This window comes from Cellulosimicrobium composti (genome assembly GCF_009711085.1).
In the GTDB taxonomy this organism is placed as follows: Bacteria; Actinomycetota; Actinomycetes; order Actinomycetales; family Cellulomonadaceae; genus Cellulosimicrobium; species Cellulosimicrobium composti.
Genome location: NZ_WMKA01000013.1, coordinates 68,073 through 93,047, shown reverse-complemented (window position 1 = coordinate 93,047; position 24,975 = coordinate 68,073). Strand labels below are relative to the sequence as shown.

The window sequence follows — 24,975 nt, the reverse complement described above, 5'->3', positions numbered from 1 at the left end:
CCGCGCGCGCCGACGTCGTCCGTGCGGGCGCGGGCTCGGGCGCCCCGTCCGCGCTGCCCCAGCCGGCGGCGGGCAGGACGGGGGCGTCGAGGGCCCACGGCGCCCACTCGCGCGCGAGCCCGGGCCGCCCGACGAGCGCGCACACGGCGACGAGGTACGTCGCCGCACGGCGCCGGTCGCGCAGGAGGGCCTCCTGGGCGGCCTCGGCGTCGACGCGGCCCGCGGGCAGGTCGGCGACCGCGAGCGCGGCGGGGACGAGCCAGTAGCCGGGGACGTCGGCGAGGTCGGGCGCGCGGCGCAGGTGCGACACGTCGCCCTCGCCCGTGACGACGGCGCGCGTCAGGGCGCGGGCCGCGTCGCGCGCCCGGCGCGCGGGCGCGAACAGCGCGAGCTCCTCGCGCACCTCGCCGAGCTCGATGAGCGCGTTGACGAGGCGCTGCAGCACCTCGACGCGGCTCGAGAGGTCGCCCTCGAGCGAGCGCAGGCGCCGGTTGAGGGCCGCCTCGCGCGACCGCGCCATCGCGGCCTGGGCGGCCAGCTCGTCCGAGAGGGCGCGCATGTTGCCCTGGTCGCTGCGCCAGGAGCTGTAGGTCGACATGCGCGCGAGCGTACCCACGCAGGCCGGGCTGTCGAGGGGGAGAACTCCCCCGTCGGCGCGCCGCGCCGGGCGTCAGCGCCGCGGGCGCATGAGCGGGGGGTCGAGCACGGCGGGCACGGAGGCGGGCGCGTCGTCGGGGTCGACGTCGGCGGGCCGCGCGTCCGCCGCGGCGCCCGTGCCCGAGGTGGCGGGCGCCGCGCGGTAGAGCGCCGCGGGCCGGCCCGTGCCGCCCGACGTCGTGCGGCCCGTCTCCTCGAGGAAGCCGGCGGTCGTCGTCGCCTTGCGCGAGAAGTTGCGCGGGTCGAGCCGCACGCCCCACACGGCCTCGTAGACGCGCCGCAGGTCGGCGACGGTGAACTCGGGCGGGCAGAACGCCGTCGCGAGCGCCGAGTACTCGAGCTTGGCGCGGGCGCGCTCGACGCCGTCGGCGAGGATCCGCGCGTGGTCGAACGCGAGGCGGTCGTCGGGCCCGGCCCCGAGCAGGGGCTCGACGGGGTGCCAGGCCGCGCCGCCGGCGTCGGACCCCGCGTGCACGACGCCGAACTCGGGCGCGAGCAGCAGGTACGCGACGGACAGGACGGGGCCGCGCGGGTCGCGGTCGAGCGGCCCGTACGTGCGCAGCTGCTCGAGGTGCCCGGGCGGCCGGACGCCGGTCTCCTCCGCGAGCTCGCGGCGCGCGGCGGCCGCGAGCCGCTCCCCGGGCAGGACGAACCCGCCCGGGAGGGCGAGCGCGCCGCGGAAGGGCTCGACCCCGCGCTCGACGAGGAGCACGTGGAGCGCGTCGTCGCGCACGGTGAGCGCGACGACGTCGACGGTCACGGGCAGCAGCGCGGCCGAGGGCGGGACGGCGCGGGCCGGGTCCGGGGTGCTCATGCGGACGATCATCGCACGTTCGCGTCAGATTGACGAGAAGGCAGAGCCGTGCCTACGCTCTTATCGTCAGAATGACGAAAAACGATCGGAGACGACCATGGCCACCATCCGGACCTACCCCTGGACCCGGCACTTCCTCGGCAGCCCCACCGGGCACGTCGTGCACCTGCGCCGCGGCCGCGTCGCCCACGAGGGCGTGGGGCAGGCGTTCTGGTTCCGCCCGACGACGTCGGTCCTCTCGGAGGTCCCCGTCGACGACCAGGAGCTGCCCGTCTTCTTCCACGCCGTGACCTCCGACCACCAGGACGTCACCGTCCAGGCAGGCGTCACGTACCGGTTCGCCGACCCCGTGACGGTCTCGCAGCGCCTCGACTTCGCGATCGACCCCGGTACCGGCGAGGTCAGCACCGCGGGGCGCGACCAGGTGACGAGCATCGTCGGACGGCTCGCGCAGAGCCGGGCGACCGACGCGCTCGCCGCGATGCCGCTCGCCGACGCGCTCACCGCCGGCGTGCCGCACGTGCGCGACGTCCTCACCGAGGCGCTCACCACGGACCCGCGCCTCGCCGCGACGGGGATCGTCGTGATCGGCGTCCAGGTGCTCGCCGTCCGCCCCGAGAAGGACGTCGAGCGCGCGCTGCAGATGCCGGCGCGCGAGCACGTCCAGGCCGAGGCCGACCGCGCGACGTACGAGCGCCGCGCGCTCGCGGTCGAGCGCGAGCGCGCGATCGCCGAGAACGAGCTCGCGAGCAAGATCGAGCTCGCGACGCGCCGCGAGCGCCTCGTCGCCCAGGAGGGCGCGAACGCCCGGCGCGAGGCCGAGGAGAAGGCCGCGGCCGCGCTCGTCGACGCCCGAGCGACCGCCGAGCGCGCACAGCTCGCGACCGACGCGAAGGCCGAGCAGGTGCGCGTCGTCGGCGCGGCGGAGGCCGCGGCCGAGCAGGCGCGCATGGAGGTCTACGCGAACGCCGGCCAGGGCACGCTGCTCGCGCTCGCGCTCCGCGAGGCGGCCGGGTCGCTCCCCGACGTCCAGAACCTCACCATCACGCCGGACCTGCTCACCGGGGTTCTGGGGACCCTCGCCCGCGGGATGGCCGGGGACGGCGGGCCGACCGGGCCGCAGGGCGGCACCGGGGCGGCGACCACCGGGAAGGCGGCCTGAGGATGCTGCGGCGACGCGCCGTCGTCGTCCACCGGCGCACCGAGCTCGACGACCTGGTGGACCGCCACGGCACCCGGGGCCAGGCCGAGTTCTTCCTCCGCTCGCGCGGCCGGTCGCTCGCCGAGGTCCAGGCGAGGCACGACGCGCTCACGGCGGCGCGCGACGCCGTCGTGGCCGCCCTCCCCGCCGGGTGGGCGCGCGCGGACGTCGAGCGCGGCGACCTGTCGCGGTTCCTCGTCGCACCCGAGGACGTCGTGGTCGTCGTCGGCCAGGACGGTCTCGTCGCGAACGTCGCCAAGTACCTGGACGGCCAGCCCGTGCTGGGCGTCGACCCCGAGCCGGGCGTCAACGCCGGCGTGCTCGTGCGCCACCCGGTCGCGGCCGCGACGGCCCTCCTGCGCGGCCTCGGCACCGAGGACGACGCACCCGGCGGCGCGCCCGACCGCGTCGCGACCCTCCCCGTCGACGCGCTCACCATGGTCCGCGCCGACCTCGACGACGGGCAGCACCTCACGGCGCTCAACGAGGTGTTCGTCGGGCACCCGAGCCACCAGAGCGCGCGCTACACGCTGCGGTGCGCGGCGGGCGAGGAGCGCCAGTCGTCGTCGGGCGTGCTCGTCGCGACGGGCACGGGCGCCACCGGGTGGTGGGCGTCGCTCGCCCACGACCGCGGCGGTCGTCCCGCCCCGGGCCGCACCGAGCACCGGCTCGGCTGGTTCGTGCGCGAGGCGTGGCCGTCGCCGTCGACCGGGGCGTCGCTCACCGAGGGCTACGTCGAGGACGCCGCCGACGTCGCGCTCGTCGTCGCGTCGGACCGCCTCGTCGTGTTCGGCGACGGCGTGGAGGACGACCGCCTCGTCGCCTCGTGGGGCCAGACGGTCACCGTCCGCACCGCGGACGCCCCGCTGCGCCTCGTCCGGCCCTGACCCGGCCCCGGCCCCCGCCAGACGCGGCCGCTCTGCCCGATTTCACCCGGGTGATCCCCCACGGCCGGCGAGTCGATAGGTAGCATCGCAGCGGTCACGGGATCCCCATGACGCCCCCTCCTGCGGTTCCCCTCCGCAGGTCACAGCCCCACGAGCCGCCGAGGTCCGACCCATGAGCACGCCCATCGCCTTCACCGACAACGTCCGCGACCTGTCGAACTCGGGCGGGTACCAGTTCGAGTTCCGGTGCGAGCGGTGCGGCAACGGTTACCGCTCCGCGTACCAGACGGACGTCGTGGCCAAGGGGAGCAGCCTCATCAAGGCCGCGGGCCGCCTCTTCGGCGGCAAGGTCGCGGACCTGTCCTACGCGGCGGGGTCGTGGGCCGCGGACCGCCAGACCAACTCGCAGGCGAAGGACAAGGCGCTCGACGCCGCCGTCGGCGAGGTGCGCGACGCGTTCCGCCAGTGCCACGGGTGCGGCGACTGGATGTGCCACGAGGTCTGCTGGAACGACGCCGTCGGGCAGTGCGTGCGCTGCTCGCCCAAGCAGGCCGAGGAGCTCGCGCAGCTCCAGGCCGAGGCTCGCCGCTACCAGCTGCGGGACCAGCTCCGCACGACCGACCTCGTCGGCGGCACGGACCTCGCGACGCCGGCCGTGACGCAGTGCCCGTCGTGCGCGGCGAAGGTCGGCGGCGGCAAGTTCTGCCCCGAGTGCGGCGAGCGCCTCGCGCCGAGCACCGCGTGCCGCGAGTGCGGTGCCGCGAGCACGCCGGGCGCGCGGTTCTGCGCGGAGTGCGGCAGCCCGCACGTCTGACCGTCCCGCCGAGCATGCGGTCGTCGACCGTCCCGGGGACCTGACGGGCGGCAACCGCATGCTCGACGGGCGGTATCCGCATGCTCGGCTCAGCCCTGGTGACGCCCGTCGTCGGTCTGGGCCTGCTCGCGCGCGGCCCGCTCGCGGCGTGCGCGCAGCACCGCCTCGCGGCGCTCCCCGAGCGCGTCGCTCGACAGGCTCGTCAGGCTGTCCCGGGACGCACGGGCAGCGGCACGCTCGGCCTCGACGCGCGCGCGGTGCTCGGCCGACTGCGGGCGCGAGCGCACGACGCGCGGGCCGTCGCGCAGGTCCCGACGGTCGCCGTGCTGCGCGATCCACCGCTCGCGCCGCGCCTCGCGCACGCGCTCGCCGTGGAACCGCCACGCCCACCGACGCCGCAGGGCGGCCACGGACCACAGCGCGAACGGGACCGCCGTCAGGACGAGACCGGTGCGCCACCCCGACGGGAGCGCGGTCGAGGCACCGGCGCTCGCGAGCACCCAGGCGACGCCCGCGGGGACGGCGGCCCCCGCCTCGCGCCGGTCCGGTCGCCAGCCGCACACGGCGAAGCGCACGAGCGTGTCCGTGAGTCGCGAGCGCCGCTGCGGCTGCAGGACGAGCGGGACGCGGCCCGGGACGGCCGTGCCGAGCGTCGCGCCCGCGACGACCCGGCTCGTGAACGACACGCGGTCGCCCCGCGACGACGGTCGCAGCGCGCGCCCGGCGTGCACGAACGCCAGCGCGGCGAGCGGCCACACCGCGCACGAGACGTACCAGGCGACGGGCCCGGCGAGCACGACGAGCACCGGCGCGAGCACGGCGAGCCGGCCGAGCGCGGCGCCCGGGTCGGCGACGACCTCGGCCCACGGCACCTGCGTCTGCGGCGGCTCGACGAGCCCCCGGACCGCGACCGAGAGGTACAGGCCCGCGAGGGCGAGCCCGACCGCCGTCAGCCCGAGCGCGACGGCGAGGTAGCCCAGGGGCCGCAGCCGCAGCGCCACGGGCCCGGGCGGGGTCGCGTCGTGCGTCGTGCGCGGGTCGGGGGCCGTCGTCCCGGTCATCGCGTCGCCCTCCCCGTCATCGCGTCTCCCCTCGCCGCGCGTGCGTCACCCGGCCAGGCCGAGCACGTCCAGCGCCCACGCGTCCTCGTACGCGACCTCGCGCCAGCCCTCGTACCGGCCCGAGACGCCGCCGTGCCCGGCGTGCATCTCGATCTTCAGCAGCGCGGGCGCCCCGGCCGCACGCAGGCGCGCGACCCACTTGGCCGGCTCGACGTAGAGCACGCGCGTGTCGTGGAACGACGTCACGGCGAGGATCCTCGGGTAGTGCGACGCGTCGTCGGGCACGTTCTCGTACGGCGAGTACGTGCGCATGTACCGGTAGACCTCGGCGTCGTGGAGCGGGTCGCCCCACTCGTCCCACTCGACGACCGTCAGCGGGAGCGACGGGTCGAGGATCGACGTGAGCGCGTCGACGAACGGGACCTGCGCGAGCACGCCCGCGAAGAGCTCGGGCGCGAGGTTGGTCACCGCGCCCATGAGCAGGCCACCCGCCGAGCCGCCCTGCGCGACGAGCCGCTCGGGGCTCGTCCAGCCCGCGTCGACGAGGTGCCGTGCGACGGCGACGAAGTCGGTGAACGTGTTGCGCTTGGCGAGCGTCTTGCCCTCGTCGTACCAGCGGCGCCCCATCTCCCCACCGCCCCGGACGTGCGCGACGGCGAACACGACGCCGCGGTCGAGCAGCGACAGGCGCGAGATCGAGAAGCCGGGGTCGATGCTGATCTCGTACGACCCGTAGCCGTACAGCAGCAGCGGGGCGGGCTCCGCGCCGGTGCCGGTCGCGTCGAGCCCGACGGCGTCGCGCCGCCACACGAGCGAGACGGGCACCTGGGTGCCGTCCTCGGCCGTCGCCCACTCACGCCGCTGCACGTAGTCGGCGGCGTCGTACCCGCCGAGCACGGGCTGCTGCTTGAGCAGCGTCAGGCCGCCCGTCTCGACGCGCAGGTCGTAGACGGTCGACGGCGTGACGAAGCTCGTGTACGACAGGCGGACGTTCGGCTGCTCCCACTCGGGGTTGCCCGCGAGCGCGACGGTGTACAGCGGCTCGTCGAACGCGACCTCGCGCACGTGCCACGGGTCGCCCGGCGCCGGGGTGTCGCCGGTGCGGATCGGGGTCGGCAGACCCGCGGGCCGCGTGGGCTCGTCGGCGGCGAGGTCGACGACGCCGACGCGGGACAGCGCGTCGCGCCGGAAGGACACGACGAGGTGGCCGGCGAACGCGTCGACCGCCTCGAGCCGCGTCGCCGGGTCGTGCGGCACGACGACGGTCGCGTCCGCGGGGTCGAGCGGCGCGCCGGGGCCGGGGACGCCGGTGACGACGAGCTCGAAGTTCTCCGCGCCCTCGTTGTGCAGCACGAGCAGCGCGTCGCGACCAGCCGCCCCTCGACCGCCGACCATGCGGTCGTCGCCCGTCCCGGCCTCGGGGCGGGACACGTCCGCATGGTCGGCGGGGACCCACTCGGGCGGCAGGACCGCGTGCTCGACGGTGTACTCGACGCCCTCGCGCCGGGGCCACACGACGCGCGGCTCCCCGGTGGGGTCGTCGGCGTCGATCAGCCACGTCTCCGACGTGATCTTCGAGCCCACGTCGATCTGCACGAACCGCTGAGAGCGCGTGACGCCCACGCCGACCCAGAACCGCTCGTCGGGCTCCTCGAAGACCACGACGTCCTGCGTCGCGGGCGTGCCGACCTCGTGGCGCCAGACGCGCCAGGGACGCCACGCGTCGTCGACCGTCGGGTAGAACACGTAGCGCCCGTCCGGCGAGAACGTGGCCCCCGGGAAGGTGCCCGGGACCTCGTCGGCGAGGTCCGTGCCGGTCGTGAGGTCACGGACGCGCAGCGTGTACCGCTCGTCGCCCACGACGTCGACGGCGTACGCGAGGCGCGTCCCGTCGGCGGAGACGTCGAACGAGCCGAGGGAGAAGAACTCGTGCCCGCGCGCCTCGACGTTGTCGTCGAGCAGCACCTGCTCGCCCGGCACGGGCACGCCCGGCTCGAGCACGGGCGGCACCCACGCGGACGGCGCGTCGCTGCCCAGGCTCGCGTCGATCGGCGCGCGCGTCCGCACCGGGTACTGCGACCCCTCGACCGTGCGGGAGTAGTACCAGTACGCGCCCTGGCGCACGGGCACGGACAGGTCCGTCTCGAGCGTGCGCGCCTTGATCTCCTCGAAGATCCGCTCGCGCAGCGGCGCGAGGTGCGCGAGCTGCGCCTCGGTGTACGCGTTCTCCGCCTCGAGGTGCGCGACGACCTCGGGCGACTCCTTGTCCCGCAGCCACTCGTAGTCGTCGACGACGGTCTCGCCGTGGTGCGTGCGCGGCGCCGGGCGGCGGGGCGCGACCGGGGCGGCCGGTCCCTCCCCGTGCGCGGGGGTCGGGGACGTGGCGGCCTGCGTGAGGTCGTCAGGCATCTGGCCAGGGTAGTGCGGCCGGCGGCCGTGGGCGGGTCAGCCCAGCAGCGTGACCGCCCCGTCGTCCCAGCGCAGGAGCCGGCCCTGGACCGGGGCGAACGACGCCCACTCCCCCGGGAGGTCGTCCTCCCAGACGACCGCGCCCGACGACAGCTCGAGCGCGACCACCCGCGGGTGCGTCCCCGTCGCCGGGTCGACGAGCACGAGGAACGCGCACCGCCCGTCGGTGAAGGCCTGCGTCACCATCGCGTCCCCGCCGTCGTTCCCGAGGTCGTCGAGGAACCGCGACCACGTCGCCGTGCCCGAGAGCGCGTCGAGGCCGAGGACGGTGTTGGCCGTGCCGACGACGGCCGTCCCGCCCGCGAGGGCGTACAGGGCCTCGGGCACGCGCGCGCCGTCGTACGTCCACAGGCGCGCGCCCTCGTCGTCGAACGCGCGCAGGTCGATGCCGTCGCGCACGAGCAGCACGCCGGGCACCGGGTCGTCGGTCGCCCAGGGGTCGAGGACCTCGCCCGGGGCGTCGAGCACGGGCTTCCCGTCGGGGTCGAGCACGCGGTCGGCGCGCAGCGCGGCCGTCGTGCCCTGGCGGTCGGCGTCCACGAGGAACCTGCCGCCGGCGAGCGGCACCACGCCGTCCGTGGGCACGTCGGCGTCGTCGAGCCGCCGACCGTCCGCGTCGAACGACGCCGCGACGCCGCAGCCGGTGACCTCCACCATCGTGTCGGTCGCGACGACGGCGAGGTGCTCCGGCTCGATCACCTCGCCGCCGGTCTCCGCGTCCCACGTGGTGCACGACCAGGGCACGTCCTGGAACGGGAGCTCGCCGCGCCAGCGCACCTCGCCGCTCAGCGCGTCCTCGACCGTCACGACGGCGTCGCGGCCGGACACGCCGTCGACCGACTCCCCCGCCCCCGGGTCGACGGCGACCGGGGCGCCGATCGGCGGGCCGGGCTCGCCGACGCGCTCGGCCCGGACCAGGGCTCCGTCGGGACCGGGCACGAGCACGTCCCCGCCCACCTCGACCGTGCGCTCCCCCACCATGCGGCCGTCGGCGTCGAGGACCGTCACGTCGACCTCGTCCGGCGCGGTGCGCGGCTCGTCGACCGGGTCGTACCAGAACGGCACGACCCCCGGGCCCGCGACGCACACGACCGTGCCCGCCGCCGGGCCGGACGCGGGCCACGGGCTCCACGACCCGCACACCGCCTCGTCGCTGCCGATCGCGGTGCGCCACGCCTCGGCGCCCGTGTCGAGGTCGAGCGCGACCGCCTCGTCGCCGTCGACCGTGACGAGCAGGCCCGGCAGGTAGGCGACGCCATGCTCCGCCGCCACGGGCGCCGTCCACCGCTCGACCGGCGCGCCGTCGAGCGCACGCACCGCGCCGCGCGCGGACTCGAGGCGGTCCTGCGCGTCGCCGCTCGTCACGGCGTCGACCACGAGCATCCCGCCGACGACCAGGACCACGACGCCACCCGTCACCACGGCACCGACCGTGCGGCGTCGACGGCGGTCGGCGCCGGGCCCGCCCGTCGGCGCCGCGGGCCCGGGGGCGGTGCCGTCCTCACCGGACGCCGCCCGGTCGTCCGTGCCGGACGCCAGGCCGGGCGCCAGGTCGGGTGCGTCGGGACCGCGCGGGGGCGCGCCGAGCAGCACGGTGCTGGGCGCGTCGAGGAGGTCGGGGTCCACGTCGACCCCGGCCGTGTCGACGAGCTCGAACGTCCGGCGGTCGTCGCCGTCGCGTCGTCGGAGCGGCACGCCCCCAGCGTAGGACGGGCGTCAACCGAGCCGGGTGATCGCCGCCTCGCCGAGGCGCAGCAGGCGCCCCTGGATCGGGAGCACCCACGAGCCGCGGGCGTCCTCCCCCCAGTCCGCGGTCCACACCACCCGCCCGTCGGCGAGGTCGAGGGCCACGAGCGTGCTCGACCCGTCCTGCCAGTCCGAGACGACGGCGATCGCCCGCGAGCCGTCCGTGTACGCGGAGTCGACCGACCAGCCCGACGCCTCCGAGCCCGCGTCCCCGAGGAGGCCGTCCACGTCCTCACGCGAGAGCGACCACGTCTCGCGCCCCGTGGCGGCGTCGATCCCGACGAGCACGGCACCCCCGTAGCCCGTGCTCACGACGAACGTCCCGCCCGCCGCGACCAGTACGCTCTCGGGCGTCCAGGGCTCCGTCCCGCGCCAGACCTCCGCCCCGGTCCCGTCGAACGCCGCCACCTCGATCCCGTCCTGGACGAGCAGCGGCGCGGGCCGCCCGTCCGTCGACTGCGGCACGAGCACCGGGCCCGGCGCCTCCCAGCGCAGCGACCCGTCCGGCCCGAGGACCGCGGGCGCCGCGGTCGGGTCGGCCGGCACCTCGGACCCGTAGCCCCAGCCGTACTCGTTGCTCGCCGGGTCGCGGTAGTAGGTGCCGTCCCCGAGCGCGACGACGCTGTCGACGGGGTTGTCCGGGTCGTCGAGCCGCGCGCCGTCCGGGGTGAACCACCCCGTCACGCCGCAGCCGTCGACGCGGACGAGGCGCGGCTCCGCACCCGTCCACAGGCCCTCGAGCGACGCGCGGACGGTCTCGGCGCCGTCGACCTCGCTCCACTCGACGCACTGGCCGGACCGCGCCACGAACGGCAGCTCGGCGTCCCAGCGGACGTCGCCCGTGAGGGCGTCCTCGACGCGCAGGACGGCGGGCCGACCCTCCGGCACCTCCCCGATGCTGCCCGTCGTCATGTCCACCTCGAGCTCCGCACCGTCGCCCTCGGGCACCGGGCCGACGCGCTCGGCGCGCACGACCGTGCCCCCGGGTCCCGGCGCGGGGACCCCGCCCTCGGTCGTCGTGCTGCGCCGCCCGAGCACCTCGCCGGCGGCGTCCACGACGACGACCTCCCAGTCCGTCGTCTCCACGCGCCCGGCCCACGGGTCCGTCGGCAGGTCGTCCTCGTCCTGCGCACCCGCGCCGTCCAGGACCGGCGCCACGCACACGATCGTGGGGTCGGGCTCCCCGGCGGGCGGCGACCACAGGAAGACGCTCCCGCACGCCGCACCGACTCCCACGTCGACGCGCCAGAGCTCCTCGCCGGTGTCGAGCGAGGACCCGACGGCGGCGCCCTCCTCGACCGTGACGACCGTCGAGGGCAGGAACCCGATGCTGTTGGCGAGGGCGACGTCCGTCGTCCACCGCTCCTCGGGCGCGTCCGGGAGCGGCTCGACGGCACCCGGGGCCGTGCGCAGCCGGTCGAGCTCGCCCCGCCCCTGCCATGCGTCGACCGCGAGCATGCCGCCGAGCACGAGCGCGACGCCCGCGGCGGTCGCCCCCACGACGGCGGTTCGCCGACCGCGCCGCGGCCGACCGGGCTCGTCCTCCGCGCCGTCGGGCGCGCCGCCGTCGCCACCGTAGAGTCCGTCGCCGACGGCGTCGTCGGGGACGCCGGGCCCGGCGTCGGGGGACGCCGCGGTGTCGGCGGGGTGGTCGCTCGCGACCGGCGTCGCGCCGGGCCGGGCGTCGAGGTCGGTGGAGGGCGAGGTCTGCGCGCCCGGGGAGGGCCGGGTGAACCCGGGCGCGCCCGGCGGGCGGGTCCGCGGCACCGGCGGCGCGACCTCGTCGTCGACGTCCTCGTCCGTCGACTCGACCAGCTCGAAGGTCAGTCGGTCCCGGGCGTCACGACGTCGGAGCGGCACCCGTCCAGCGTAGGGGAACGGCGGCCGCGCGGGACCCCGCGCCGGGCCCGCGCACGGACGTGTCCCGACGCGCCGACGCCCGGCGGGGACACGCCGTCCGAGGAGGGCGCACCGCCGCCGGGCGCTGCGGGCGACCGGTGGCCGCCGGTCGGGGTCGACGGGCGTCAGGCGACGCCCAGGTACGCCTCCTTGATGCTCGGGTCGGCGAGGAGCTCCCGGCCACCACCGGTGCGCACGACCTCGCCGGTCTCGAGCACGTACGCGCGGTCGGAGCGCGACAGCGCCTGCTGCGCGTTCTGCTCGACGAGCAGGACCGTCGTCCCCTGCGCGTTGATCTCCGACACGATGCGGAAGATCTGCTGGATCACCATGGGCGCGAGACCCATCGACGGCTCGTCGAGCAGGAGCAGGCGCGGCCGCGCCATGAGCGCCCGCCCGATCGCGAGCATCTGCTGCTCGCCGCCGGACATGGTGCCGCCCACCTGGTCCTTGCGCTCCGCGAGACGCGGGAACAGGTCGAACACCCGGTCCACCGTCTCGTCGTGCTCGGCCTTCGAGGAGAACGTCCGCGCGTAGGAGCCCATCTCGAGGTTCTCGATGACGGTCATCCCGGGGAAGATCCCCCGACCCTCGGGCGCCTGCACGATGCCCTCGAGCACGCGCAGGTGCGCCTTCATGCGCGTGATGTCCTTGCCGTCGAAGACGACCCTGCCGCGCGACACCGGGCGGATGCCCGAGATCGCGCGCATCGTCGTCGTCTTGCCGGCGCCGTTGGCCCCGATGAGGGTGACGAGCTCGCCCTCCTCGACGGTGATCGAGATGCCGCGCACCGCCTCGATGCGGCCGTACGCGACCGTCATGTCCTGCAGCTCAAGCAGAGGCATCGCCGCTGCCTCCTTCGGTCGTCGGGGCGGCGGGCGCGTCGGCGCCCGTGCCGCCCTCCGCGGCGGCCAGCTCCTCGTCGGGCACGCCCAGGTAGGCGGCGATGACCTTGGGGTCGTTCGTCACCTCGTCGGGCGTGCCGTCCGCGATGACCCGCCCGAACTCCAGCACGACGATCCGGTCCGTGACCCCACGGACCAGGCGCATGTCGTGCTCGATGAGCAGCACGGTGTACCCGTCGTCGCGGATGTGGCGGATGAGGTCCATGAGGGCCTCCTTCTCCGCCGGGTTGAAGCCCGCCGCGGGCTCGTCGAGGCACAGGAGCTTGGGCTCGGTCGCGAGGGCGCGCGCGATCTCCAGACGGCGCTGGTCGCCGTAGGAGAGGTTGCGCGCCTTCTCCGTGGCCCGGCCGCCGACGCCCACGAACTCGAGCAGCGCCATCGCGCGGTCGATCGCGTCGCGCTCCTCGCGCCGGTGCCGCGGCGTGCGGAACAGCGCGCCGGGGACCGACGTGCGGTGCCGCGCGTCCGAGCCGACGACGACGTTCTCGAGCGCCGTCATCTCGTTGAACAGGCGGATGTTCTGGAACGTGCGCGCGATGCCGCGCTGCGTGATCCGGTAGCGCTTGAGCTTGCCCACGGGCGTGCCGTCGAACACGACCTGCCCCTTGGTGGGGCGGTAGACGCCGGTCATCGCGTTGAACGCCGTCGTCTTGCCCGCGCCGTTGGGGCCGATGAGGCCGAGGATCTCGCCGCGCCGGATCTCGAACGTCACGTCGTCCAGCGCCACGAGCCCGCCGAACTGCACGGTGACGTTCTCCATCTGGAGCAGCGGCTCGCCGACCTTCGCGCGGACCGTGCGGTCCGGCGCGACCATCGCGTCGACGAGGTCCGGGTTGGCGAGCTCGGGCCGCACCTCCGCGACGTCGACGATCGCCGGCTCCTCCAGGACGGCGCCCGGCATGTACAGGTCCGCGCGCGAGGAGTCGGCGCGGCCCGACGCCGCGAGGTGCTCGTCCCCGTGCTCGCCGCCCGCCCCGATCCCGCCCGGGTCGTGGGTGCTCATCGGGTCTCCTCCTCGTTCGTCGTGCTCCGGGCCGTCCCGGGCCCGTCGGCCGTCGGTCCTCCCGCGACGGGAGCGGCCCCTCCCGCGCCGCCGGACGCGGTCGCGACGGCCGGGGTGCCCGGACGCGCGCCGCCGTCGGACCCGCCGCGCGGGGCGACCACGTGCGCGGAGCGCCGCGCCGCCACGTAGAGCTCGCGCCCGTACGTGAGCAGCTTCTGCCGGACGGGGATGAGTCCCTGCGGTCGGAAGATCATGAGCACGACCAGCGCGAGACCGAAGAACAGGTACCGGTAGCTCGCGATCTCGTTGCCGTTGATCGGGATGCCGAACAGCTCGGTGCGGCCGAGGAAGAAGTTCGGCACGTACACGATGATGAACGCGCCGAGGATGACCCCGAGCTTGTTCCCCTGGCCGCCGAGCACGACGGCGCACAGGAAGAGGACCGAGTTGATGACGTTGAAGTTCGTCGGGATGACGAACTGGACCTGCCCGGCGTAGAGCGCCCCCGCGACGCCGCCGATCGACGCGCCGATGACGAACGCCCAGAGCTTGAAGCGGAACGTCGGCACGCCCATGATCTCGGCCGCGTCCTCGTCCTCGCGGATCGCGACCCACGCGCGCCCGACGCGCGAGCGCTCGAGGTTCCCGACGAACAGGAGCGAGATGACGATGAAGACGAGGCTGAGCCAGTACCACCAGACGCCCGAGTTGAGCGTGCCCGCCGCGTTGCCCGCGGAGAACACGCCGTTCGGCAGGTCCTCCGTCACGCCGAGCCGCGGGTAGGCCACGCCGCGCAGGCCCTGGCCGCCGCCCGTGAGCTCGTCGAGGTTGTCCGCGAGGAGGCGCACGATCTCGCCGAAGCCGAGCGTGACGATCGCGAGGTAGTCGCCGCGCAGACGCAGCGTCGGCGACCCGAGGATGAGGCCGGAGAGCGACGTGATCGCGATCGCGACCGGCAGCGCCGCGAGCCATGCCCACTCGCGCCCGAGCCAGTGCCCCTCGCCCGCCTGGTTCCAGGGGCTGTCGGGGCTCGTGAGGATCGCGACCGTGTACGCGCCGATCGCGTAGAAGCCGACGTACCCGAGGTCGAGCAGGCCGGCCTGGCCCACGACGACGTTCAGGCCGATCGCGATGAGCGCGATCATCCCGAACTGGGCCATGACGCCGCCGAAGTTCGTCCCGACCGTCGTGAGCACCGGGATGTTGAGGATCGGCACGAGCGCCATGAAGAGGACGAACGGCACGCCGACGAGCCACTGCGTCGGGCGCGGGAGCGCGTCCCACCAGAGGCGGAGGCGGTCGCCGACGCCGCCGTGCGGGCGGTCCTTCGTCGCGACGCGGCCGGCCGGCGGCATCGACGTGGGTGCCCCCGACGACGAGGGCTGCGGTGCAGGTGTCGAGGTGCTCATGCGCGGGCCCTCCCCAGCGACTCCCCGAGGATGCCCGTCGGGCGGAACATCAGGACGACGATCAGGAGCACGAAGGCGACGACGTCGCGCCACTCCGTGCCGAAGACCACCTGGCCGTAGTTCTCCATGACGCCGAGCAGCAGACCACCGAGCAGCGCGCCGCGCAGGTTGCCGATGCCACCGAGCACCGCGGCGGAGAACGCCTTGATGCCGAGGATGAACCCGCCGGAGTAGATGATCCCGTTGGGGACGCGCAGCGTGTACAGCAGCGCGGCGGCGCCCGCGAGGATGCCGCCGATGAGGAACGTCAGCATGATCACACGCTCGCGCGAGACGCCCATGAGTGTCGCCGTCACCGGGTCCTGCGCGACGGCGCGGATGCCGCGGCCGAACTTGGTGCGGTTGATGAACAGGTCCGTCGCGAGCGCGAGGACGAGCGCCGACAGGATGATCACGAGCGTGACGTTCGTGACGGGCGCGCCGCCGATCGTGAACTGCACCTCGGGCTGCACGAGCCGGATCGGCTGCTGGGCGTTGACGCCGCCGAGCGTGCCACCCGTGAGCTTGGGGAGCACGAAGTGCACGAACTCCTGCAGCACGAAGGACATGCCGATCGCGGTGATGAGGAACACGAGGGAGGGCGCGCCGCGCTTGCGCAGCGGGCGGTACGCCACGCGCTCGAGCCCGACGGCGGTGCCGCCCGCGACGATCATGCCGCCGAGCATCGCGATGCCCAGGTACAGCACGGTGAGCAGGATCCCCTTGTCGTACGCGTTCCCGCTCGGGTAGAAGCCCAGGAGCAGGAGGGTCGCGTACTGCCCGAACATGCCGAGCATGAAGACCTCGGAGTGGGCGAAGTTGATGAGCCGCAGCACGCCGTAGACGAGCGTGTAGCCGACGGCCACGAGCGCGTAGATCGCGCCGTAGGTGAGGCCCTCGATGGTGAGGCCCCAGAAGTTCCGGCCGAGGCCGGCGAGGTTGAAGTCGATGAGGGACTGGTGGACGAGGGGTCCGGCGGTCGCGCTGTGGACCAGCGCTTCTGCAAGAGCGGGCATGACGCTCCCTGGTTCTGCTGGGGGTACGAGGTCGTGGTCCACGACGGGCGCCCCGCCCGGCGGCCCCCGCGCGGTGCGCGGGGGCGTCGGGGCGGGGCGCCCGTCGTCGGCGGACTACTGGACCTCGTAGATCCAGATGAGCGCCGCGGCGAGCTCGCCCGCGGAGTCCCACTCGTAGGTGCGAGCCAGGCCGTCACCGGAGTAGTTCGCCACGTAGTCGATCAGGCCGGCACGGTCCGCGACGCCCGACGCGATGCCCGAGAGCATGATCGTCGCGAGGTCGTAGCCCTCGACCGAGTAGACGCCCGGCGCCTGGCCGGCCGACTCCTCGTACGCCGCCGCGAAGTCGTCCGGCGCGGGGCCGCACGGGCAGGACAGGATCGCGCCCTCGGACGAGGCGCCGGCCTGCGAGACGAACTGCGGGTCGTTGGTGCCGTCCGCCGAGACGAACGGGATGTCGACGCCGCCGTCGCGCAGCTGCTGGACGAACGGCGCGGCCTCCGCGTAGTAGCCGGCGTAGAACACGGCGTCGGCGTCGGCGCCCGAGATGATCTGGACGGCCGCGGAGAAGTCCTTGTCGCCCGTCTTGACCTCGGCGGCGCACTCGTCGTTCGCCGCGTCACCGAGACCCTCGGTGATCTGCTGGGCGAGCCCGATGCCGTAGTCCGAGTTGTCGGAGACGACGCAGACGCTGCCGAAGCTCTTCGTGTTGACGAGGTACTTCGCGACCGACGGGCCCTGGACGGCGTCGTTCGCGAGGCCGCGGAAGAAGTTCGTCCAGCCGTTCTTCGTCAGGTCGGGGTTCGTGGCCGACGCGCTGAGCGACAGCAGGCCCGCCTGGCTGAAGACGTCGCCGGTGGCCGCGGTCTCGCCGGAGAACGCTGGACCGAGGAGGCCGAGCACGGACGCGTCGCCGACGATCTGCGGCGCGACCTGGGTCGCCTTCTGCGGGTCGCCCTCGGTGTCGAACTCCTTGATCGTCACCTGGCACCCGGGGTTCGCCGCGTTGAACTCGTCCACCGCGAGCTGCGCCCCGTAGAGGATGTTGAGGCCGAGCGCGGCGTTCGGGCCCGTGAGGGCACCGGCCATCGCGATCGCCGTGCCCTCGGCGCACTCGGCGCTGCCGTCGCCGGCCGGGTCGGCCGGGTCGCCGCCCTCGGTCGCCTCGACCTCGGCGCCCTCGATGTCGATCTGGACCGAGGGGACGATGCTGAGCTCGGTCGAGCCGCCGTCGTCGGTCTCGGTCGACGTCCCGGTCGTCTCGTCGCCTCCGCCGCCCTGGGACTGGGGACCGCAGGCGGTGAGGACGAGGGTGGCCGCGAGGAGCAGCGCGGCACCCCCGCTCGCCCGTCGTGCTGTGCGATGCATGCCAACCTCCGTGGTCCTGATCCCCGCGGAGGGCCCGAGAGCCGCATGTCCCCGCGGTCGATCGCTGAATTCAACACTGAATAGCGTGCTGAATAGTGACACAGGTCACGAGGGGACGAAACCTTCGCGCGGACGTGTCGTCCGAGGTCCCGCGGGGCGTCCCGCCGGGCTCCGGAGCCACGAATCCGCGGGAGGTGGCGCCCTCCGCGTTCCTGGGTGACGCGAACGTAGGCGGATCGGATTTCCTGGGGCGCAGCGAGTTGTTACCGACTCGTAACGCAAGGGTCTCGTTTCGTTCCGTGGACGGTACGGATGTGCCGTTCCCGGGCCCAGGACTACCGTCGGACGATGCCCCTCGCGTCCCGTCTCCTGCACGCCCGCTGGTTCGTCCGCGCACCGATCGCGCTCTTCCGGTCCGGCCTCGGCACCCTCGCCGGCAGCCGCCTGCTGATGCTCGCGCACCGGGGCCGGACGACGGGGGCGACGCGGTACGTCGTGCTGGAGGTCGTGGACCGGCCCGCGCCGGGCACGTGGGTCGTGGTCGCGGGGCTCGGCCCGCGGTCGCAGTGGTACCGCAACGTCGTCGCCGACCCGCGCGTCCTCGTTTGGACGGGGCGGCGGCGCGGCGTCCGGGCCACGACGCGCGTCCTGCCTCCCGAGGTCGGCGCGGGCCTCCTGCGCGGGTACGCGGACGGGCACGCCCAGGGGTGGGCGATGCTGGAGCCGGTGCTCCGCGAGTGGGCCGAGCCGCTCGCCGCCGAGCGCGGGGAGCCGGACTGGCGGCGCGTCGTCCCCGTCGTGGAGGTCACGACGCTCGGGCGCTGACCTGCGGGGCTCGCCGCGCCCGGCCGGGCTCCCGACACGACTCGGGAAAGGACCATGGCCAAGTCCGGGCATACCCTGTACGGTTGTCTCCGAGATTGCAGTGCCTCGCTTGTCCTCGCGTCGACGTGATCGCCCTCGCGGCGGCCGCCCGGCGGACCTTGTTACCCAAGAGTTGACGACGAACACCGTGATGTACTCCCCTGCGCCCGCGGGGGGTGTTTCCACACTCTTGAAGGAGTAACAATGGCTACCGGAACCGTGAAGTGGTTCAACAGCGAGAAGGGCTACGGCTTCATCGCCCCCGAGGACGGCTCGGCCGACGTGTTCGCGCACTACTCCGCGATCCAGTCGCAGGGCTTCCGCACGCTGGAGGAGAACCAGCGCGTCGAGTTCGACGTGACGCAGGGCCCGAAGGGCCCGCAGGCGGAGAACATCCGCGCGCTCTGACCCGATCTCCGCGGTGACGGCCCTCGACGGCCGCGCCCCCTGATCGTTCACCGGGTGCCCCCGACCCCTCGGGTCGGGGGCACTCGTGCGTCCGGGGCCGGTCGCCCGCCGGTCTGCGTCAGTCGTCCGGCGCCAAGGCGGTGAGGGCGAGGAACGCGCCGAGCTCCTCGACGCCGCGCGGCGAGTGCGGCAGGACGTCGGTCAGGCCGGGCGCGCGCACGACGACCGCGCTCCACTGCGCGCGCGAGACCGCGACGTTCACCCGGTTCCGCGAGAGCAGGAAGCCGAGGCCACGGGACGCGTCGCGCGCCGACGACGCCGCGAGCGTCACGACGACGACGGGCGCCTCCTTGCCCTGGAACCGGTCGACCGTGCCGACCTCGACGTCGGGAAGCCCGGCGGCCGTGAGCGCGCCGCGCACGGCCCACACCTGGGCGTTGTACGCCGCGACGACGAGCACGTCCGCCGGACCGAGCGGCCGCTCGCGCACGACGCCGTCGACCGTCGTCGTCCACGTGCGGCCGAGCACGCGCTCGACCTGCCGCACGACCTCGGCGGCCTCCTCGGGCGAGCGCACGGAGTTCCCGGCGTGCTCGACAAGCACCTGCTCGACGCCGGGCTCGACCCCGTCGAGGTGGCGGCCCGCGGTCGACGGGTGCGCGCGCAGCCGGCCCTCGTACGCGAGCGTCGAGACGGCGCGCGCGAGGCGCGGGTGCATGCGCCACGTCGTCCCCAGGAAGTAGCCGCGGTCGGGCGGGAGCACGCCGTGCCCGTCCGCGAGCCAGCCGAGCGCCGACCGGTCGACGGGCTCCGGGTGGCGGCCCTGGCTCACCTGCGGGAGCTGCTGCGGGTCGCCGAGCAGCAGGAGGCGCCGCGCGGCCCGTGCGACGGCCACGGTGGTCGCGAGCGCGAGCTGCCCCGCCTCGTCGACGACGAGCAGGTCGAGCGTGCCCGCCGGGAGGCGTTCGGCGGCGAAGTCCCACGCGGTACCGCCGACGACGCGCCCGCCCGGCTCGGTCGCGAACGCGGCGAGGCGCGCGCCGTCGACCTCGTCGTAGACGGCGCGCGCGGAGGGGCCGTCGCCGGCGACCTTCTTCGCGACGAGCTCGCGGGGGACCCCGGCGCCGAGCACGATCGCCCGCAGCATGTTCTCGACCACGGCGTGCGACTGCGCGACCACGCCCACGCGCCACCCCTGCGCGACGAGCCCCGCGACGACGTGCGAGCCGACGTACGTCTTGCCCGTCCCGGGCGGCCCCTGGACGGCGAGGTAGGAGTCGTCAAGCCGCTCGACGGCGCGCGTCACCGCCGTGACGACGTCGTCGCCCACCACCGGCGGCAGGCCCACGCCCGCCGGGTCGCCCGCGCCGCCGACGCCGTCCGGGTCCCCCGCCCCGGCGAGCCGCGGAGGCCGTCGCAGCAGGACGTCGGTCGCCGCGTCGCGCGGCAGGGTCCCGGCGTCGCGCCACGTGGCGAGCGCGCGACGCGCAGCCGCCTCGGCCGCGGCCTCGAGCGGCTTCGCGCTCGGGCCGGGGGACGGCGTGAGCGCGACGGGGGTCGCGTCGAACGGCTCGGCCCCCGTGGGGAGCTGCTCGCGCACGACGAGCACGTCCCGCTCGCCGGCGGGCGTCCCGCGACGCCCGGCCTCGAGGATCGACGCGCCCGTGAGCCAGCCGCGCACGCCGTCGGCGGCCGTGCGCGCGCACGCGGGCAGCGGCGGGTCGTAGAGCGCGAACGGCGCGACGCCGACGCGCAGGTCGCTGCCCTCCGGCAGCCGCCCCACGAGCTCGAGGCGGCGCGACAGGGTGCGCCGCCCCGGCTCGACCTCCCAGCCCGAGACGACGACGGCGTCCTCCACGAGGAACGCGTTGCGACGGCCCAGCCACTCGTCGGTGGGGAGCGACAGGCGCGAGTAGTGCTCGTGCCAGAACGGCTTGGCCTCGCGCCGGAAGTACCCGGCCGCCGCGCCGTAGAGCGCGAGCCCGCTCTCGTCCGGGCCGCGCCGCGCCCGGTCCTCCCCGACCGCCTGCCGGATCTCCTCCTCGAGCGCCACCGCGGACGACCGCTCGTGCGGCGGGGTCGCCGCGTCCGGCGTCCCGTCCGCCCCGCCACCGGTCGGCGCGACTGCCGCCGTGCCGGTCCCCGCGCCCGGAACGGCCCGGGCGCGGTCCGCCACGGCGGCACCCGCGGACCGCAACCAGTCCGCGAGCCGCAGCGTCGACACGCAGTCGTAGCGGTTGTACTCCGCGATCCCGCGCAGCAGGTCGTCCGCCTCGGCGTCGCGGCCCGCGTCGCGCAGCGCGGTGTACTCCGCGTACGCGACGACGGACGCGGCGCCCGTCGTCACGTCGCCCGTGCGCAGCTCGTCGCCCATGTAGAGCGGCTCGAGCCTCTTGATCGACCGCGACCGGTCGGACACGTGCAGGGCCTGCCGGACGACGGCGTAGAGGTCGACGAGGACGCCGTCGCGCAGCAGGTCGTCGACCTCCTCCTCGTACACACCGTGCCGCGCCGCGATCGCGAGGAGGTGCGCGCGCTCGTAGTCGGCGTAGTGGTACACGTGCAGGTCGGGGTGCACGCGGCGGCGCGCGTTGACGTGGTCGACGAACGCGACGAGCGCGTCGCGCTCGGCCGCGAGGTCGTGCGCCCACAGCGCGTGGAAGGGCGGGCGGTCCTCGGGGCACGCCGGTCGCTCGACCCACCCGAACAGGTAGTCGATGCCCCACGTCGTTCCGCCCGCGTCCGTCCACAGCGGGTCGCCCTCGAAGTCGAAGAACAGGTCTCCCGGGCTCGGCGCGGGCAGGGCGAGCACCGGCGACGGGTCGTCGATGCGCCACGAGAGCTCGTGCGGGCCGGACGCGTCCGCCCACACGACCGTCCCGTCGGCGGGCCCCGTCCCGAGCTGCAGCGCGGCCTGCCGCCGCACGCGCGCGAACGCGGACGCGCTCATGCCGTCCGGGACGGGCGTCTCGTCCGTCGCGGCGGCGAGCTCGTCGATCGTGCGGATGCCCGCGGCGTGCAGGCGCGCGCGCTGCGACTCGTACACCCCGCCGACGAGCAGCACGTCCCGGCGCTCCTCGATCTGCGCCCGGCAGTCCTCGCACCGCCCGCACGCGAGGACGTCCGGGTCGTCCCAGGGCGCGCGCGCGTCGCGCGCCACGTGCTCGGCGGTGACCCGCACGAGCCGGTCACGCCGCGCGCGCAGCACCGGCAGGAGGTCCGCGAGACGGTGCGTCGTGCGCTCGCGCGTGCCGAGGACGAGCGCGACCTCGGGGTCCACGGGCACGCCGGCGGCGAGGAGCTGGTCCGCGTACGCGGCGGCCTGGAGGAGCGCGGTCACCTTGGCGCGCCGCGCGAGCTTCGTCTCGACGACGGCGTAGCGGGCCGCGCCCGCGTCGTCCGTGCCGGTCCGCACGAGGAAGTCGGCGCGGCCGTGGAAGGTCCCGTCGAACAGGGCGGCCTGGTGCACGACGTCGGCCCCCGCCTCGACGGCCGCGAGCGTGCGTGCGTGCGCGGCCACGAGCTCGTCCCACGACGCCGTGCGCGGCGGCTCGACCCGCACGACGCCCCGCCCCGTCGCCGGGTCGAACGGCCCGTGCTCGGCCTCGAGGCTCGCGAGGACCTCGCGCTCGTGCCGCGCGCCGAGAGCCGTGGCGCGCGCGAGCAGGGCGTCCTCGGCCGACTCACGGCGGGGCGCGCGGCCGAGCTGCTCGTCGAGCCGGCACAGGAGGCGGTACTCGCACTCGGCGGCGACCACGAGGTCCCCCGCGGCGTGCACGAGCACCCGCTCGCGGGGCGGGGCGCCCGCGGCGGGCCGCCCGGGCTCGGCGGTCGCCGTGGCGGTCCGCACCACCGGCTCGTCGACGAGGAACACAGACACCTCCGGGTCAGTGCCGGGGGCCGGGCCCGCGGCACGTGCGCCGCGCCGTCCACCGGTCTGGGACCGTTCTACCAGCGACCGCCCACGCCACCGGCCGGGCCTGCGCCGTCGCCCGCCACGACCCCGGGATTCGTGCCGAGGGCCACGACTCCCCTACTGTTCCCGTCGAACCCGGCGCCCCGTCGAACCCCCGCGTCCGTCGAGACCCGCATCCGTCGACCGCCCAGCGGGCGCTACCGAAGGAGGACCCATGGCCGTGCGGTTCGTGCCGCCCCCGGGGTGGCCCGTCCCCGAGGGCTTCACCCCCACGACCGACTGGCACCCGGACCCGTCGTGGCCCCCGCCCCCGCCGGGATGGGTGTTCTGGGAGGACGTCGCCGAGCCGGCCGCGCCCGCTCCCGTGCCCGCGCCGCCGGTCCTGCGCTCGACGGAGCCGCTGCCCGCGGGCGCCGTGCCCACCCGCCGCTCGCTGCGCGCCCGCTCGTCCGGCCCGACCCCCGCGGTGGGCGCCCGCTCGTCCGGCCCGACGCCCACGGTGGGCGCCCACGCCCCGGCGGACGCGACGCACGTCGCGACGCTCGCCCCGGTCGCCGCGCCGGGCGTCGACGACCACCCCGTGGCGAGCTCGACGATGATCCTCCCGGCCCTCGGCGCCGCGCTCGACGACCCCGCGGCAGGCGCGCCGGCCCGTCCCGCGCCGGTCGTGGCGTCCGTCCCCGCCGGGTCCCGCTCCGGCGTCGTGCCCGTGGGCCCGACGCCCGCGGGGCCGCCCGGCGGCGCGACGTCCGGGCCGACGCCGCGCGCGACGAGCGTCGGCCCGCTGGCCCTCCCGGCGGCGGACGACGACGAGGACGGCGCGCCCGACCGGGGCCGCCGCTGGCTGGTGCCGACCGCCGTCGGGCTGGCCGGCGTCGCGGTCGGACTGCTCGTCGGCATCGGCCTCACGCTCTCGGTGCAGGGCGAGGCGCAGCGCGAGAAGGCGGAGGCGCAGCGCGTGCAGAGCGAGGTCGCGGCGGAGCGCGAGCAGCTCGAGACGGAGCGCGCGGACCTCGAGTCGCAGCGCGCCGCGCTCGACGAGGCGACGGCGCAGCTCACCGCACGTGAGGAGGCCGTGGCCCAGGCCGAGGAGGCCGCCGCGCAGCGCGCGCAGGAGCTCGACGACCGCCAGAAGCAGCAGGACGAGCGCGAGAAGGAGCAGCAGAACCGGCCGGGCCGCGGGAACGGCGGCCCGGGCGGCGGCAACGACGGCGGCGGTGGAGGTGGCGGCAACGACGACGACGGCGGTGGCGGCGACGACGACGGCGGCGGCTGGAACTGGGGCGACTGGAGCTGGTGAGGTCGCGGCGCGCCCGCGGTCTCCACGAACGCCTCACGGACACGTCACGGCTTCCGGTCGCGGAACGCACGTCCCTCGCCGACAGTGGGAGGCGTGCTGACGCGATCCTCCTCCCACGCCCCGGACAGCGAGACCCCGATCTACGACGCGCTCGTGGTCGAGCACGAGCACATGCTGCCGCTCGTGCACCTGGGCCGGGCGCTCAGCGGGGAGATGGTCACGGTCGCACGACCCACGGGACTGTCCCCCCGTCTCGCCCCGGCGCACGACGCCCCGGCGCTCCCGCGCCGCCGTCGCGCGAGCTGACGACCGTCCACACCCCGGCGCTCCTGCGCCGCCGTCGCGCGGGCTGACGACCGTCGAGGCCCGCTCGCCCGGGCGCCGTCGCGCGCCCCGAGCCCGGACGGCGCCTGCGCGACGGCTCGGGCGGGCTAGAGCACGTGCGCGAGGAACGACCGCGTGCGCTCGTGCTGCGGGTCGCCGAGCACCTGCTCGGGCGTGCCCTGCTCGACGATGACGCCCTCGTCCATGAAGACCACGGTGTCCGCGACCTCGCGCGCGAACCCGATCTCGTGCGTCACGACCATCATCGTCATGCCGGACCGCGCGAGGTCGCGCATGACCGCGAGCACCTCGCCGACGAGCTCGGGGTCGAGCGCGGACGTCGGCTCGTCGAACAGCATGAGCTCGGGGTCCATCGCGAGCGCGCGGGCGATGGCTACGCGCTGCTGCTGACCGCCGGAGAGCTGCGCGGGGTAGTGGTCGGCGCGGTCGGCGAGGCCGACGCGGTCGAGGAGCTCGGCAGCGCGGGCGCGCGCCTCGGACCTGCTCAGCCCGCGCACCTGGACGGGCGCCTCCGCGACGTTGTCGAGCGCCGTCATGTGCGGGAACAGGTTGAAGCGCTGGAACACCATGCCGATGCGCGAGCGCTGCCGCGCGACGACCTTGGGGTGCAGGCGGTGCAGGCGCGTGCGCCCGTCCTTCGTCACCTCGCGGTAGCCCATGAGCTCGCCGTCGACGCGGATGCGTCCGCCGGTGATCTCCTCGAGCTCGTTGACGCAGCGCAGCAGCGTCGACTTGCCCGAGCCGGACGGCCCGAGCACGACGCACACCGAGCCGCGCGGGACCTCGAGGTCCACGCCCTTGAGCACGTGCAGGTCGCCGAACATCTTGTGCAGGCCCTCGACCTGGACCATGGG

20 protein-coding genes are annotated in these 24,975 nt (G+C 75.6%); 7 read left to right on the top strand and 13 right to left on the bottom strand.

Going from position 1 to position 24,975, the window contains the following annotated elements:
* Positions 1-598 (bottom strand): hypothetical protein (locus tag GJV82_RS08080; protein WP_225873196.1); only part of this gene is annotated, 598 nt, incomplete at its 3' end.
* Positions 599-670: 72 nt separating this feature from the next.
* A complete protein-coding gene (locus GJV82_RS08075) occupies positions 671-1,471 on the bottom strand; it encodes an NUDIX hydrolase (protein ID WP_034604791.1) in 801 nt (266 codons plus the stop codon).
* A 97-nt stretch (positions 1,472-1,568) separates the two neighbouring features.
* Between GJV82_RS08075 and GJV82_RS08070 the strand changes: the two genes are divergently transcribed.
* From GJV82_RS08070 to GJV82_RS08060, 3 genes are all read left to right on the top strand, one after another.
* A complete protein-coding gene (locus GJV82_RS08070) occupies positions 1,569-2,633 on the top strand; it encodes an SPFH domain-containing protein (protein WP_115941373.1) in 1,065 nt (354 codons plus the stop codon).
* Between the two features lie 2 nt (positions 2,634-2,635).
* On the top strand, positions 2,636-3,559 hold the full coding sequence (locus GJV82_RS08065; RefSeq protein WP_155098866.1) for a diacylglycerol kinase catalytic domain-containing protein: 924 nt from the start codon (positions 2,636-2,638) through the stop codon (positions 3,557-3,559).
* A gap of 172 nt (positions 3,560-3,731) precedes the next feature.
* Positions 3,732-4,373, top strand: a complete 642-nt coding sequence (locus GJV82_RS08060) for a zinc ribbon domain-containing protein (protein WP_155098865.1) — start codon at positions 3,732-3,734, stop codon at positions 4,371-4,373.
* A gap of 89 nt (positions 4,374-4,462) precedes the next feature.
* On the opposite strand, the gene GJV82_RS08055 is transcribed toward GJV82_RS08060, so the two are convergent.
* The 9 genes from GJV82_RS08055 to GJV82_RS08015 all read right to left on the bottom strand — a co-directional run bounded on the left by GJV82_RS08055 (position 4,463) and on the right by GJV82_RS08015 (position 17,288).
* Positions 4,463-5,434, bottom strand: a complete 972-nt coding sequence (locus GJV82_RS08055; protein WP_155098864.1) for a hypothetical protein — start codon at positions 5,432-5,434, stop codon at positions 4,463-4,465.
* A 45-nt stretch (positions 5,435-5,479) separates the two neighbouring features.
* A complete protein-coding gene (locus tag GJV82_RS08050; RefSeq protein WP_155098863.1) occupies positions 5,480-7,843 on the bottom strand; it encodes a S9 family peptidase in 2,364 nt (787 codons plus the stop codon).
* 36 nt (positions 7,844-7,879) lie between these two features.
* Complete coding sequence (locus GJV82_RS08045) at positions 7,880-9,598, bottom strand: hypothetical protein (RefSeq protein WP_155098862.1); 1,719 nt, start codon at positions 9,596-9,598, stop codon at positions 7,880-7,882.
* A 21-nt stretch (positions 9,599-9,619) separates the two neighbouring features.
* Positions 9,620-11,509, bottom strand: coding sequence for a PQQ-binding-like beta-propeller repeat protein (locus GJV82_RS08040; RefSeq protein WP_155098861.1), 1,890 nt, complete (start codon positions 11,507-11,509; stop codon positions 9,620-9,622).
* Between the two features lie 164 nt (positions 11,510-11,673).
* Positions 11,674-12,393 carry an ABC transporter ATP-binding protein gene (locus GJV82_RS08035; protein ID WP_155098860.1) on the bottom strand — a complete coding sequence of 240 codons (720 nt, stop codon included), beginning with the start codon at positions 12,391-12,393 and terminating at the stop codon, positions 11,674-11,676.
* Positions 12,380-13,456: an ABC transporter ATP-binding protein gene (locus tag GJV82_RS08030; protein WP_115941380.1), complete on the bottom strand. Its 1,077-nt coding sequence runs from the start codon at positions 13,454-13,456 to the stop codon at positions 12,380-12,382. Before GJV82_RS08030 ends, GJV82_RS08035 begins: the two co-directional genes overlap by 14 nt.
* On the bottom strand, positions 13,453-14,865 hold the full coding sequence (locus GJV82_RS08025) for a branched-chain amino acid ABC transporter permease (RefSeq protein WP_196217206.1): 1,413 nt from the start codon (positions 14,863-14,865) through the stop codon (positions 13,453-13,455). Before GJV82_RS08025 ends, GJV82_RS08030 begins: the two co-directional genes overlap by 4 nt.
* Positions 14,862-15,920 carry a branched-chain amino acid ABC transporter permease gene (locus GJV82_RS08020; protein ID WP_024841305.1) on the bottom strand — a complete coding sequence of 353 codons (1,059 nt, stop codon included), beginning with the start codon at positions 15,918-15,920 and terminating at the stop codon, positions 14,862-14,864. The genes GJV82_RS08025 and GJV82_RS08020 overlap by 4 nt, the downstream gene beginning before the upstream one ends.
* A gap of 114 nt (positions 15,921-16,034) precedes the next feature.
* A complete protein-coding gene (locus tag GJV82_RS08015; protein ID WP_155098859.1) occupies positions 16,035-17,288 on the bottom strand; it encodes a branched-chain amino acid ABC transporter substrate-binding protein in 1,254 nt (417 codons plus the stop codon).
* 348 nt (positions 17,289-17,636) lie between these two features.
* Here GJV82_RS08015 and GJV82_RS08010 point away from each other — a divergent pair, with 348 nt between their 5' ends.
* Positions 17,637-18,113 (top strand): nitroreductase family deazaflavin-dependent oxidoreductase, encoded by a 477-nt coding sequence (locus GJV82_RS08010; RefSeq protein ID WP_155098858.1) that lies wholly within the window; start codon positions 17,637-17,639, stop codon positions 18,111-18,113.
* 243 nt (positions 18,114-18,356) lie between these two features.
* A complete protein-coding gene (gene cspE, locus GJV82_RS08005) occupies positions 18,357-18,560 on the top strand; it encodes a transcription antiterminator/RNA stability regulator CspE (RefSeq protein WP_024841308.1) in 204 nt (67 codons plus the stop codon).
* Between the two features lie 118 nt (positions 18,561-18,678).
* On the opposite strand, the gene GJV82_RS08000 is transcribed toward cspE, so the two are convergent.
* Entirely contained in the window at positions 18,679-22,434 is a 3,756-nt protein-coding gene (locus GJV82_RS08000; protein WP_318657417.1) for a TM0106 family RecB-like putative nuclease, read from the bottom strand.
* A 256-nt stretch (positions 22,435-22,690) separates the two neighbouring features.
* On the opposite strand from GJV82_RS08000, the gene GJV82_RS07995 reads away from it, so the two are divergent.
* Together GJV82_RS07995 and GJV82_RS07990 are read left to right on the top strand one after the other, a co-directional pair.
* Positions 22,691-23,776: a hypothetical protein gene (locus GJV82_RS07995; protein WP_155098856.1), complete on the top strand. Its 1,086-nt coding sequence runs from the start codon at positions 22,691-22,693 to the stop codon at positions 23,774-23,776.
* Between the two features lie 93 nt (positions 23,777-23,869).
* Complete coding sequence (locus GJV82_RS07990; protein ID WP_155098855.1) at positions 23,870-24,082, top strand: hypothetical protein; 213 nt, start codon at positions 23,870-23,872, stop codon at positions 24,080-24,082.
* 125 nt (positions 24,083-24,207) lie between these two features.
* Here the strand turns inward: GJV82_RS07990 and GJV82_RS07985 are convergent, their stop codons facing one another.
* Positions 24,208-24,972 (bottom strand): amino acid ABC transporter ATP-binding protein, encoded by a 765-nt coding sequence (locus GJV82_RS07985; protein WP_034604798.1) that lies wholly within the window; start codon positions 24,970-24,972, stop codon positions 24,208-24,210.
* Between the last annotated feature and the right edge of the window lie 3 nt (positions 24,973-24,975).

Excerpts from the sequence above, each read along its gene's own strand:
- GJV82_RS08035 (WP_155098860.1), bottom strand. The coding sequence starts at position 12,393 with ATGCCTCTGCTTGAGCTGCAGGACATGACGGTCGCGTACGGCCGCATC.
- GJV82_RS07995 (WP_155098856.1), top strand. The coding sequence starts at position 22,691 with ATGGCCGTGCGGTTCGTGCCGCCCCCGGGGTGGCCCGTCCCCGAGGGC.
- GJV82_RS08010 (WP_155098858.1), top strand. The coding sequence starts at position 17,637 with ATGCCCCTCGCGTCCCGTCTCCTGCACGCCCGCTGGTTCGTCCGCGCA.
- GJV82_RS07985 (WP_034604798.1), bottom strand. The coding sequence starts at position 24,972 with ATGGTCCAGGTCGAGGGCCTGCACAAGATGTTCGGCGACCTGCACGTG.
- cspE (WP_024841308.1), top strand. The coding sequence starts at position 18,357 with ATGGCTACCGGAACCGTGAAGTGGTTCAACAGCGAGAAGGGCTACGGC.
- GJV82_RS08030 (WP_115941380.1), bottom strand. The coding sequence starts at position 13,456 with ATGAGCACCCACGACCCGGGCGGGATCGGGGCGGGCGGCGAGCACGGG.
- GJV82_RS08055 (WP_155098864.1), bottom strand. The coding sequence starts at position 5,434 with ATGACCGGGACGACGGCCCCCGACCCGCGCACGACGCACGACGCGACC.
- GJV82_RS08025 (WP_196217206.1), bottom strand. The coding sequence starts at position 14,865 with ATGAGCACCTCGACACCTGCACCGCAGCCCTCGTCGTCGGGGGCACCC.
- GJV82_RS08075 (WP_034604791.1), bottom strand. The coding sequence starts at position 1,471 with ATGAGCACCCCGGACCCGGCCCGCGCCGTCCCGCCCTCGGCCGCGCTG.
- GJV82_RS08020 (WP_024841305.1), bottom strand. The coding sequence starts at position 15,920 with ATGCCCGCTCTTGCAGAAGCGCTGGTCCACAGCGCGACCGCCGGACCC.
- GJV82_RS08050 (WP_155098863.1), bottom strand. The coding sequence starts at position 7,843 with ATGCCTGACGACCTCACGCAGGCCGCCACGTCCCCGACCCCCGCGCAC.
- GJV82_RS08015 (WP_155098859.1), bottom strand. The coding sequence starts at position 17,288 with ATGCATCGCACAGCACGACGGGCGAGCGGGGGTGCCGCGCTGCTCCTC.
- GJV82_RS08065 (WP_155098866.1), top strand. The coding sequence starts at position 2,636 with ATGCTGCGGCGACGCGCCGTCGTCGTCCACCGGCGCACCGAGCTCGAC.
- GJV82_RS08060 (WP_155098865.1), top strand. The coding sequence starts at position 3,732 with ATGAGCACGCCCATCGCCTTCACCGACAACGTCCGCGACCTGTCGAAC.
- GJV82_RS08070 (WP_115941373.1), top strand. The coding sequence starts at position 1,569 with ATGGCCACCATCCGGACCTACCCCTGGACCCGGCACTTCCTCGGCAGC.